We start from the raw sequence: 13306 nt of genomic DNA on the forward strand, positions 1-13306 counted from the left end.
CCGATCGCTGGCCGCACTTCACAGGCCGAGCTCGCTGTCAATGAAGTCGATGACTTCCTCGGCTGTCGCCGTCTGAATCGCGTTCGCAACGTCGGCTTCGCCGGGTGCAGGTCCGTTCTGGCGCCAGTCCGTGAGGATGGCCTCCAATCGGGAGGTGATGGCGTCGCGGGTGCTGGTGGCCGATATCCGCGAGAGCGCCGACTGGAGTTTGTCCAGTTCTCCGAGGATCGGCAGGTCTGCAGCGTCGCCGGGTGCAATTTCCTGTTTCAGGTAGTCGGCGATGGCCATGGGCGTCGGATAGTCGAAGACAAGGGTGGCCGGCAGCCGCAGCCCGGTGGCGGTGCTGAGGCGGTTACGCAATTCGACCGAGGTGAGCGAGGTGAAACCGACCTCGCTGAAGGCGCGTTCGGGGTCGACGGCTCCCGCCGACCCGTGTCCGAGCACGCTGGCCACGTTGCCGCACACGAGATCTTGCAGAAGTTGGTCGGCCTCGCTGTCGGCCATGCCTGCCAGGCGCTCGACAAGGGCAGCCCGGGCGGCGAGGTCGGCCTCCTGCGCCTCCGCGGCGTCGGCCTGGGCGGCTGCGCGTGCCTCGGGCACCCCGCCGATGAGGGCGCTGGGGCGCGTGGCGGTGAAGACCGGGACGAAGCGCGTCCAGTCGACGTCGGCGATCGCCAGGACGGTCTCCCCGTGCTCGATCGCTTCGCGTATGGCCGGGAGTGCCTGGCGGGGGGCGAGCAGCGGGAGGCCCTGGCGGCCCAGCGCGGCGGCGACGTCGGAAGCGTCGTCACCGCCGTCCCCCGCGGAGATTTCCCACATGCCCCAGGCGATCGCGGAGGCCACCAGCCCGCGCCGCCTGCGTCCTTCTGCCAACGCCTCAAGCTGCGCGTTGGCCGCAGCGAATCCTGCGTGGTCGGCGCTGCCCCAGAGAGCAGCGACGGAGGAGAAGAGCACGAACGCGTCGAGGGTGTTGTCGTCGAACAGTTCGTCGAGGTTACGGGCGCCCTGGACCTTGAGGTGTGCGTTGGTACCGAGGTGGGCGGGATCGGCCCCGGCCACGGAGCTGAGTTCGATGCCGGTCTCCGTATGGATCACGCCGCGAATCGCCCTGCCCTCCAGCCGCAGGCGGCCGACAAGAGCGGCCAGCGCCTGCTTGTCGGTGGGGTCGCAGGCCACGACCGTGACCTCGGCACCCAGGGATTCGAGGTCCGCCTCCAGATCGGCGGCACCGTGGGCAGCAGGGCCATCGGGACTGATCAGGACGAGGTGTTCTGCTCCCTGTTCCGCGGCCCAGCGGGCGGCCTCGCCGCCCAGGGCACCGGTGCCGCCGGTGATCAGCGTCGTCCCGTGCGGCTGCCAGGGGCGGGCAGGCCTGGCCTGGCCCAGCGGTGCGCGCGTCATGCGCCGTGCGAACAGGCCGTGGGCACGCAGCGCCACTTGGTCCTCGTCGGCGGCGGTCAGCGCGGCCGGCAGCAGGGCCGTCGCCGTGGCGATCGCCCATTCGTCCTCGTCGCCGTGGTCCTGTTGGTCTTCCGTGCCCCGGGGCAGGTCGATAAGGCCGCCCCACAGCCGCGGGTGCTCGAGGGCCGCCACCCGTCCCAGGCCCCAGATCCCGGCCTGCGTGGCGTCGGGGGCGGGGTCCGTGTCGTCCACGGTCACAGCTCCGCGGGTGAGCGCCCACAGCGGTGCCTCGATACCGGCGTCGAGAAGCCCTTGGAGCAGGGCCGTGGTGGCGGTCAGCCCGCGCGAGACGGCCGGGCTTTCGGGGCGAGCGCGTCGGTCGAGGCCGAGCAGGGAGAGCACGCCGACCGGTGCCGAGGTGCCGTCCCCGTGCGTGGCGAGAGCCTCGGTGATCGCGGCGGCGAGGTCGCCGCGCGCCTCGGGCTGGGCGCTGCGGAGTGTGACGACATCGGCGCCGGCCTCCGCCAGGACGCGGGCGGCACCGGAGACCAAGTCCTCCTCCGCGCCGTCCTGGGGTGCCACCAGAAGCCAGGTGCCCGGCAGGCCGGGAGCGGCGCTGCCGGCCCGTACCGGCTCCCACGAGACGTGGTAACGCCAGGAGTCGAGGGTGGTCCGTTCTCTGCGTCGCCTGCGCCAGGCGGAGAGGGCCGGGACGATGGCGCCGAGTGAGGTGTGGGTGCCGAGATCGCCGTTCAGCTCAAGGGTTGCCGCCAGCGATTCCAGGTCGCCGCTCTCCACCGCCTGCCAGAACTCCGCCGACTCAAGGTCGGTCGCGGCCGCCCGGGTGGCGGGCTCCTCCAGCCAGTAGCGCTGGCGCTGAAACGCGTACGTGGGCAGCTCCAGCCGGTGGTGAGGGGCGCCGGCGAAGACCTTTTCCCAGTCGGCGGCGACGCCGTTGGCGTGGGCCTCGGCGAGGCTCGCGAGGAACCGGTCCGGGCCACCGTCGTCACGCCGCAGGGTGCCGACCACCGCGCTCGGCCCGTTGCTGAGAGTGTCCTGAACGGCGGCGGTGAGCACGGGGTGCGGGCTCGCCTCGATGAAGGCACCGAAGCCCTGGGCGGCCAGCGCCTCGACGACGGGCTGGAACTCCACGGTGTGCCGAAGGTTGCGGTACCAGTAGTCGGCGTCGAGCGTCGCCGTGTCGACCTCGGTCCCGGTGACGGTGGAGAAGAACGTCACCTCACCCGTCGCGGGCGAGATCCCGGCGAGGTCTTCCCTCAGCCGCTCACGCAGCCGCTCGACCTGAACACCGTGGGAGGCGTAGTCCACGGGTACCAGGCGCGCCCACACTCCGTCGCCCGCGAGGCGGTCAAGCAGCTCGTTCACCGCGTCCGGTGTCCCGGAGACGACGGTGGACACCGGGCCGTTGACCGCCGCGACGCACAGGCCCCCGTCACCGGCGTCCAGGATGGCCTGGGTGTCGTCGCGGCTGAGGGCGACGGAGGCCATGGCGCCTTGGCCGGCCAGTTCGACCAGTGCCCGGCTGCGCAGGGCCACCACCCGGGCGGCGTCCTCCAGCGACAGGGCCCCCGCGATGTGCGCCGCTGCGATCTCCCCCTGGGAGTGCCCCACCACCGCGTCCGGACGAACGCCCACCGACTCCCAGAGCCTGGCCAGCGCGACCATCACCGCGAACAGCACCGGCTGGACCACGTCCACCCGTCGCAGGGGCTCCTCGCCGCCCTCACGCAGGACTTCGGTCAAGGACCAGTCCACATGAGGCGTCAGGACGTCCTCGCAGGCGGCGATCGCTTCCGCGAACACCGGGCTGGCGTCGAGGAGTTCCCTGGCCATGCCCGCCCACTGCGAGCCCTGGCCGGGGAAGATCATCGCCACCCTCCGGTCACCTCCGGACGCGGCCATCCCGGCGAGGGCGTGGGCAGCCGTGTCGCCCGAGGCCAGCGCCCCCAGCCCGGTGAGCGCCTCCTCGCGGGAGCGGGCCAGCACCACGCCGCGGTGCTCCAGGTTCGCGCGCGTGGTCGCCAGCGACCAGCCCACGTCGGGCAGCGCAACCGCGGCGCCGGCGCTGCTGCGCAGGAAGTCCCGCAGCCGCGCAGCCTGCCCCGCCAGGGCCTCGCGTGACCGGCCCGACAGTGTCAGCGGAACCGCTCCGAAGACTGTGTCGTCGCGGGGGGAGGCGGGCGCCGACGTCTCGTGGTCAAGTGCCTGCTCCACGATCACGTGGGCGTTCGTGCCGCTGATGCCGAAGGAGGAGACTCCGGCGCGCCGGGGGTGACCGTTCGGCTTCCACTCGGCCGGCTCGTTCAGCAACCGGACGGCGCCGGCCGACCAGTCGATGTGCCCGGAGGGTTCCTCGGCGTGCAGGGTCCTGGGAAGCAGGCCGTGGCGCATCGCCATGACCATCTTGATGATGCCGGCGACACCGGCGGCGGCCGCGGTGTGCCCGATGTTCGACTTGATGGAGCCCAGCCACAGCGGCCGGTCGTCGTCGCGGTCCTGGCCGTACGTCGCCAGCAGCGCCTGCGCTTCGATCGGGTCACCCAGCGAGGTGCCCGTGCCGTGGGCTTCGACGGCGTCGACTTCGTCCGGTGTAAGGCGGGCATTGGCCAGCGCCTTCCGGATCACCCGTTGCTGGGAGGGCCCGTTCGGCGCGGACAGCCCGTTGGAGGCACCGTCCTGGTTCACGGCGCTGCCGCGGATGACCGCAAGCACGTCGTGGCCGTTGCGGACGGCGTCCGTGAGGCGTTCAAGTACCAGTACGCCGACGCCTTCGGATGCGCCGAAGCCGTCCGCGGCGGCCGAGAACGCCTTGCACCGCCCGTCGACGGAGAGCACCCCTTGCCGGGAGAACTCCACGAACCCGGCGGGGCTCGACATCACCGTGACGCCGCCGGCCAGGGCAAGTGAGCACTCGCCGTTGCGCAGTCCCTGGGCCGCGGTGTGGAGCGCCACGAGCGAGGACGAACAGGCGGTGTCGATGGTGACGGCGGGGCCTTCGAGACCAAGGGAGTAGGCGACGCGGCCGGAGACGACGCTGCCGGCCATTCCAGTCCCCATGTAGCCTTCGAGTTCCTCGGGCAGCCGCTCAAGGCGCGTGAAGTAGTCCGAGGTCAGCGCGCCGACGAAGACCCCCGTCATGGTGCCGGCCAGAGAAGGCGGTGAGATGCCCGCGCGTTCCAGCGCCTCCCAGGACGTTTCGAGCATCAGCCGCTGCTGGGGGTCCATCGCCAGTGCTTCGCGCGGGCTGATGCCGAAGAAGTCGGCGTCGAAATCGGCGACGTCCCGAAGGAATCCGCCGTGCCGGACGTTGCTGGTGCCGGCGCGCTCCGGGTCGGGGTCGTAGAGCCCCGCCAGGTCCCAGCCGCGGTCGGTGGGGAAACCCCCGATGGCGTCGGTGCCGTCGCAGACCAGTTGCCACAGCTCTTCCGGTGACCTGACGCCACCCGGGTAGTGGCATGCCATGCCGACGATCGCGACTGGCTCATCGGTGGCGGAGGCACCGGTTCCTGCGGCGGTGGCACCGCCGGACGCCGGGCTGTCGAGGACCTCTGCGGCCAGGTACCGCGCCAGCGCCAGCGGCGTGGGGTAGTCGAAGACGAGGGTGGCGGGCAGGCGCAGCCCGGTGGCGGTGGTGAGTCCGTTGCGCAGTTGCACCGCGGTCAGCGAGTCGAAGCCGAGGTCCCTGAAGGCACGGTCGGCGCTCACGGTGTCGGCGGACTGGTGGCCGAGGACCTCGGCGACCTGCGACCTGACCAGGTCGAGCAGCAGCCGGTGTTGTGCACCCTCCGAGAGTTCCGACAGCCGCTCGGCGAGTGCGGAGGTCGAAGCGGTGCTCGCCGGCCCCGTCTGGTCACCGGATTCGGTGATGCGGCGGACCTCGGGGAGCTCGGCCAGCAACGGGCTGGGGCGCACGGAGGTGAAGCTGGGGGCGAAGAGCTCCCAGTCGATGTCGGCGAGCGCGAGCACGGTCTCGTCATGGTCGAGGGACTGGCGGAGCGCGGCGAGGGCGAGCCCGGAGGGCATCGCCAGCACCCCACGACGGCGCAGGTTCTCCTCGGAGTCGTCGGCTTCCAGCATGCCGCCGGCGTCCCAGGCGCCCCAGGCGATCGAGGTCGCGGTCAGGCCCCGGGCCCGGCGCCGCAAGGCCAGGGCGTCGAGATGGGCGTTGGCTGCGGCGTAGGCGCCATGGCCTCCGTTACCCCACACACCGGCGTTGGAGGAGAACAGGACGAATGCATCCAGTTCCTCCCCGCCACGGTCGTCATCGCCGCCGAACAACGTGTCGAGCACCTCGGCGCCCACGACCTTGGCGTGTGCGTTCTCGTAGAGGTCGGCTGCTGTCAGCCCGGAGAGGAAGGCGGGCCTGATAGTCCCCGCCGCGTGGATGACGGTGCGGACCGGCGGGTGGTCGGCGGTGGCCCGTTCGACGGCCTCGGCGCACGCGGTGGCATCGGTGACGTCGCAGGCGGCGATGGTGAGCCGGGCGCCCTGGGCCTCCACGTCGGCGCGCAGTTCGGCGGTCCCGGGGGCGTCCTCGCCTCGGCGGCTGAGCAGGAGGAGGTGCTCGGCACCCGCGTCGGCGGCCCATCGGGCCAGGCGGCCGCCGATCGCGCCCGTGCCGCCGGTGATCAGGACGGTGCCGGTGGGGTGCCAGTGCCGTGCCGGGGCGGTGTCGTTGAGGGGGGCGCGCTCCATCCGCCGGCCCATGACGCCCTGGGCACGGACGGCGACTTGGTCCTCTTCTTGATCTCGGTCGGCCAGCAGCGTGACCACGTGACGCCAGGATCGTTCGTCGGGGTCGGCCGGCAGGTCGACAAGGCCGCCCCAGAGGCGGAAGTGCTCCAGGGCCGCGACTCGTCCCAGAGCCCAGACTTGGGCCTGTTCCGTGCTCGGGACGCTGTCGCCGGTACCGGGCACCTGGACCGCTCCGCGGGTCAGGCACCATAGAGGACCGGCAGCCTCGGTGTCGCTGACTGCCTGGATCAGCGTGACTGTGCCCAGGACGCCGCGGGAGAGGCCACCGCAATCGGGGTGCCGTCGCTCGTCGAGGCCCAGCAGGGAGACCACGCCGGCGACACCGCCGGGGGCCGCCTCACTCAGCAGGCCAGCGAGGTCGGTGAGGGAGGCTGTGGTGTCCGTGCGGACCTGCGCGACGGTGGCTCCGGTCTCGCTCAGCGCGTGAGCGCAGCCGGTGACAAGGGTGTCGTCGGCGCCGTGCTCGGGGACGACGATCACCCAGGTGCCGGATGGCGAGGGCGTCGACGCCGCGGGGGGGATGGGTTTCCAGGTGATGCGGTATCGCCAGGAGTCGATGGCCGACTGTTCGCGACGCTGCCGCCACCAGGAGGAGAGGGCAGGGACGACCTCGCTCAGCGAGGACTGGATCTGTTCATCACGCAGGTTCAGGGTCGCGGCGAGGGACGCCACGTCCTCGCCCTCGACGGCCTCCCAGAAGGTCGCGTCGGCTGGGGTGGCCTGCCCGTCCCCAGGGGCGTCCGCGAGGGGCTTGAGCCAGTACCACTCATGCTGGAACGCGTAGGTGGGCAGGTCGACACGGCGGGGCTGGACGCCGCCGAATACCGCTTCCCAGTCCAGGCTCACGCCGTGCACGTGAGCCTCGGCGACGCCGGCCAGGAACCGCGCCATACCGCCGTCGTCGCGACGCAACGTCTCGACGACGGCGGCTGTTGCAGTGAGTTCGCCGGCGGCCTGGAGGGTGTCGGTGATGCCGCCGGTGAGCACAGGATGAGGACTGACCTCAATGAACACCCCCGTGCCCGCTTGTGCCAGCGCCGCGATCACCGGAGCGAACCGCACCGGCTCACGCAGGTTCCGCACCCAGTACGCGGCGTCCAGCGTCGCGGTGTCGGTCACCTCGCCCGTCACAGTGGAGTAGAACGCCACCCGTGAGGACACCGGGGTGATGCCGGACAGGGCTTGCAGCAGTTCGTCGCGGATCTCCTCGACCTGGGGGCCGTGGGAGGCGTAGTCGACGTCGATACGGCGCGCCCAGACCCCGTCGGCCTCACAGCGCGCCAGGAGTTCCTCCACCGCCGTGGTCTCGCCGGAGACCACGGTCGAGGCCGGCCCGTTGGCCGCGGCCACCCCGACCCGGCCCTCCCACGGCGTCACCAGCCGTGCCGCCTCCTCCTCGCCCATCGCGACCTGCGCCATCGCGCCCCGGCCCGCCAGTCCGACCAGGGCCTTGGACCGCAGGGCGACGACGCGGACGGCGTCGGCGAGCGACAGCCCGCCGGCGATGTGGGCGGCGGCTATCTCGCCCTGGGAGTGGCCCACCACGACGTCTGGGCGAACGCCCACCGACTCCCACAGCCGGGCCAGCGCGACCATCACGCCGAACAGCACCGGCTGGATCACGTCCACCCGTGCCAGCTGCCTCTCGTCGCCCTCGCGCAGGAGATGTGTCAGCGACCAGTCCGCGTAGAGCACCAGTTCCTTGTCACAGGCCGCGATGGCCTGCGCGAAGACCTCGCTGCGGGCGAGCAGTTCGCGGGCCATTCCGAGCCACTGGGAGCCCTGGCCCGGGAAGACCATGGCCACCCGGCCCGGGGTCTGCGCCCCGGCGACCACGCCGGGCGCGCCGCGCCCGGCCGCCACCGCGTCGAGCCCCGCCACTGCCTGTTGGAGGTCGGCGGCCACCACCACCGCGCGGTGCTCCAGCGCGGCCCGTGTCGTTGCCAGCGACCATCCCACGTCCACCAGCGGCGCGTCGGCGCCGGCACCGCTGGTAAGGAATTGCCGCAGCCGCGCCGCCTGGTCCGCCAGTGCTTCGGAGGATCGTGCCGACACCACCAGCGGTACCAGGCCGCCGTGCGGGGACACGGATTCATCGGGCGCCGCGGGCGTCTCACGTGGCGACGCCGGCTCCGGAGGCTCCTCCAGGATCACGTGCGCGTTGGTGCCGCTGATGCCGAATCCGGATACGCCGGCCCTGCGCGGGTGCCCGTTCTTCGCCCAGGCGACCGGCTCCCTCAGCAGTTCCACCGCGCCCGACGACCAGTCGATCCGTGGCGACGGCTCCTGGACATGCAGCGTCTTGGGAAGGAGGCCATGGCGCATCGCCATCACCATCTTGATCACGCTCGCGATGCCCGCTCCGGTGCCCACGTGCCCGATGTTGGACTTGATGGAGCCCAGCCACAGCGGCCGGTTCTCCTCACGTTCCTGGCCGTACGCCGCCAGCAACGCCTGTGCCTCGATCGGATCGCCCAGAGACGTCCCCGTGCCGTGTGCCTCCACGGCGTCGACCTCGGCCGGCGACAGGCGCGCGTTCGCCAACGCCTGGCGAATCACCTTCCGCTGGGCGGGACCGTTCGGCGCGGCCAGGCCGTTCGACGCGCCGTCCTGGTTCACGGCAGAGCCGCGCACCACTGCGAGCACCTCGTGACCGTTGCGCACCGCGTCCGACAGCCGTTCCACCAGCAGTACACCTGCGCCTTCACCGACGGCGAACCCATCGGCGGCGGCTGAGAACGCCTTGGAGCGGCCGTCCGGCGACAGCGCACGCTGCCAGCAGAACTCCACGAAACCCTCGATGCTGCCCATCACCAACGTGCCGCCGACCAGCGCCATCGAACACTCGTCGTTGCGTAGCGCTTGCACGGCCAGATGCAGCGCCACCAATGACGACGAGCACGCGGTGTCGATGGTCATCGCCGGCCCCTCAAGGCCGAAGGTGTAGGCCAGGCGGCCGGAAGTCACCGCGCTGGTGGTGCCGGTCATCTGGAACCCACCGACGACCTCGGTGCCGACGCCGTAGCCGGGAGAGGATGCCCCGATGAAGACACCGGTCCGGCTGCCCTTGAGATCCGCCGGAACGATGTGCGCCCGTTCCATGCTCTCCCAGGCGGTCTCCAGCAGCAGCCGCTGCTGCGGATCCATCGCCAGCGCCTCGCGCGGGCTGATGCCGAACATCGCCGCGTCGAACTCACCGGCCTCGTAGAGGAACCCGCCGTGGCGCGTGTAGATCTTGCCGCCCGCCTCCGGGTCCGGGTCGTAGGTTCCTTCGACGTCCCAGCCGCGGTTGAGCGGGAACTCCACGACCGCGTCGCGGCCCTCGGCGACCAGTTGCCACAGCTTCTCGGGGCTGTCGCTGCCACCCGGGTAGCGGCATGCCATGCCGACGATGACGATCGGCTCGTCCGAGGCGGAGCCGGTCGCGGCGCCGAAGAGCACCTCCTGATCCCCCATCGCCTCCGAGCAGACGTACTGCGCCAAGGCGGCAGGGGTGGGGTAGTCGAAGATGAGGGTGGCGGGCAGCCGCAGCCCGGTGGCCGAGTTGAGGCGGTTGCGGAGCTCCACCGCGGTCAGGGAGTCGAAGCCGAGGTCCTGGAAGGCACGTCCGGCGTCGATCAGGCTGGGGGACGAGTGCCCGAGAACGGCCACGATGTGGGTCCGCACCAGGTCCAGGACTGTTTCGTGCCGCTTCTCCTCGGGCAGGGAGGCCAGGGCCCGTGCGAGTGACGCGCCCTCGCTTCGTCCTTCGGCTCCCACCACGCGCCGGGTCGAGCCGCGCACCAGGCCCCGCAGAGGCGGCAGCAGCGTTCCGGCTTCGGCCTGGCTGCGGAGCCGGCCGAGGTCTACGCGGATGGGGGCGAGGAACGGCTCGTGGGCAAGGCAGGCGGTGTCGAACAAGTCCAGGGCGTATTCCGCCGGCATGGGGACCATGCCGGCCCTGCCGACGCGGACCCGGTCGCTCTCGTCGAGCTTCCCGGTCAGGCCGCTGGTGCGCTCCCACATGCCCCAGGCCAGGGAAGTGGCGGCCAGACCCTGGGTACGGCGGTGCTGGGCGAGGGCGTCGAGGAACGCGTTCGCGGCAGCATAGTTGCCCTGCCCGGGGCCGCCCAGTACGCCTGCGGCGGAGGAGAACATCGCAAACATGCCCAGGTGCATCTCCTGGGTCAGTTCGTGTAGGTGCCAGGCAGCGTCGACCTTGGCCCGTAGCACAGCGCTGACGCGCTCCGGGGTCAGGTCCTCGATCAGCCCGTCGTCCAGGACCCCCGCGGTGTGTACAACGCCTGTCAGGGGATGCTCCGGCGGGATCTCTCCCAGCAGCCGGGCCAGTTGGTCCCGGTCGGCGACATCGCATGCCGCGACCACCACCCGGGCACCGAGTTGCTCCAGCTCCTGGCTCAGTTCCCCGGCACCCGGGGCGTTCGGGCCCTGGCGGCTGGCCAGCACCAGCCTGCCCACTCCGTACTCGGTCACCAGGTGGCGGGCGACCAAGGCTCCCAGGGTGCCCGTCCCTCCGGTGACCAGCACCGTCCCGTCGGGGTCCACCTCCGGCGGAATCCGCAGCACGATCTTGCCGGTGTGCCGGGCCTGCTTCATGAAACCGAACGCCTCACCCGCGCGCCGCACGTCCCAGACCTGTACCGGCGGAGGCACCACTTCGCCTCGCTCGATCAGGTCAACGACGTCCGCGAGGATTTCGCCGAGCCGGGCGAGGCCCGCGTCGAAGAGATCGAACAGCCGGTAGCGCACGCCGGGGTGGTCGCGCCCCACTTGATCCGGCTCGCGCATGTCGGCCTTGCCCATTTCGAGGAAGTGCCCGCCACGGGGCAACATCCGAAGTGAGGCGTCGGCGAACTCTCCCGTCAGGCAATTGAGGACGACATCAACGCCCGCACCGCCCGTGGCTTCCATGAACATTTCTTCGAAGTCCAGGTCACGGGATGAGCTGATGCGTTCAGGCGCGACCCCATTGGCCCGCACCGTCTCCCACTTGGGCGTGCTGGCCGTGGCATAGACGGTCGCTCCGAAGTGCTGTGCGAGCTGGGTTGCCGCCATGCCCATCCCGCCGGCGGCGGCGTGGACGAGTACGGACTGACCGGCGCGGAGCCCGGCGACGTCCCGGAGGCCGTAGTAGGTGGCGACGAACACCGTGGTGATGGACGCCGCGCGTTCGAACGACCAGCCGTCGGGGATCTTCACGACCATCTTGTGGTGCGTCACGGCCTGCCGCGCAAAGCCGCCCTCGCCCAGGCCCATGACGTGGTCGCCGACGGCCAGGTTCGCCACCCCGGGGCCGACCTCGGTGACGACGCCGGCGATGTCGCCGCCCATGCCGTCGAGCATCGCCTCCCCCGGATAGAGCCCGAGGGCGATGAAGACGTCGTGGAAGTTGATGCCCGCGGCGCGCACCGCCACGCGGATGAGTCCCTCGTCGAGGCGTCGCTCCGACCTGGGGGCGTGCACAAGGGCGAGGTCGTCGAACGAGCCGCGGTCTCCCGCGTTCTCCAGTCGCCATGCCCGCACTCCCTTGGCGGGCACCAGATGGGTGTTCGCGTGGCCCAGCCGGGGCACGAGCGGTGTGGCCTCGCGGATCGCGACCTGTGGCTCACCTGTGTCGGCGACGGCGGCGATCATCTGCGGCAGCAGAGCGTAATCCGACTCGGCGGGGTCCAGGTCGATCAGCGTGATGCGGTCGGGGTTCTCGGCCTGGGCCGTGCGCAGCATGCCGAGTGCCGCGGCGTGCCCGAGGTCATTGACTTCCTGGTCGGCACTCGTCGCGACGGCGCCGCGGGTCAGGACGACGAGTCGGGAGGAGGCGGTCCGCCGGTCGCCCAGCCATGTCTGGACGACCGTCAGGACCTCGTTGACGGTGGCATGGACATCCCCGGCCGTGATCGGTCCCGGGAGGGGTGAGGCGATCCACAAAACGACGTCGGGAACTGCGGTGGTCTCGTCCTCCATGGCGCCGCCAAGCGTGTCCAGGTCCGCGAAGGCGTGGCCTTGGACGTCGTCGAGTGCGGCAAGGGCAGCCAGCAGGTCATTGGCGGGAGCCTGCTCCGGACCGACCACGGCCCAGGTGCCAGGCACGGTCCTGGGGCGGCCGTCAAGGGGGAGTTCCATCCATTCCAGGGCGAGTAGCGAGTCCTCCACCGCCCGCGGCGTGGTCGGAAGTCCTGTGTCCTCAACCTGCCGCGAGTCGAGCGAGTCGATGACGAAGACCGGCTGACCGGTGCTGTCAGCCGTCTGGATCCGCATGCCCTCCCGTGCGGACCCGGTTATCCGGACGCGCAGCGTCGTCGCTCCTGTGGCCAGTAGACGGACGCCCCGATAGGCGAAGGGGAGCCAGAGCTCGCGTGTATCGCTCTCGATATCGTCGAGTGCGCCGACGTGGATCGTCGCATCGAGCAGGGCGGGATGGATTCCGAAGCGGGTGGCATCCTCGTGCTGTGCCTCGGGCAGGGCGACCTCTGCGAACAACGCGCCGTCTTGGGCTTTCCATGCGGCTCGCAGGCCCTGGAACGCAGGGCCGTAGTGGTACTCGGCCTCGGTCAGCCGCTCGTAGAAGTCGTCGAGGGGCATCGGTTCGGCGCCCACCGGAGGCCATGCGACGGCGTCCCACTCTTCGGCGGGCCAGTCGCCGGCCGCCGCACCCACGGGGCTGAGGGTTGCGGCTGCGTGACAGGTCCATGGCCGGTCGGCGTCACCGTCGTCCTCGCGCGAATGAATCGTGGCCTGGCGGCGCCCGTCGGCGTCGACCGCGCCGACCCGTACCTGGATCTGCACGCCGTCGTGCCCGGAGAGCACCAGCGGGGCCTGGGTGGTCATTTCTTCGACCAGCGAGCATCCGACCTCATCTCCCGCCCGGATGAGGATCTCCACCAGAGCGGCACCCGGAGCGAGGGTGATCCCACGTACCGCGTGATCGGCCAGCCAGGGATGCGTGGACAACGACAGCCGCCCCGTCATCAGCCACTCGTCGCTGGCCGCCATCCCCACTGCGGCACCCAGCAACGGGTGGTCTGCGGAGCTCTGCCCCAGCCCACGCACGTCCCCGGCCACGAAGCCCGGGGCGGGGCTCAGCCAGTAGTGTTCGCGTTGGAAGGCGTAGGTGGGCAGGTCCACCCGGCGA

At 71.3% G+C, this 13306-nt stretch carries 1 protein-coding gene; it reads right to left on the reverse strand.

What is annotated here, in order from left to right; genetic code table 11:
- Positions 1–18 precede the first annotated feature (18 nt).
- Positions 19–13299, reverse strand: a complete 13281-nt coding sequence (locus LG396_RS38025) for a type I polyketide synthase (RefSeq protein ID WP_308190164.1) — start codon at positions 13297–13299, stop codon at positions 19–21.
- Between the last annotated feature and the right edge of the window lie 7 nt (positions 13300–13306).

It is taken from the genome of Streptomyces aculeolatus (genome assembly GCF_020400605.1).
Taxonomy (GTDB): Bacteria; Actinomycetota; Actinomycetes; order Streptomycetales; family Streptomycetaceae; genus Streptomyces; species Streptomyces aculeolatus.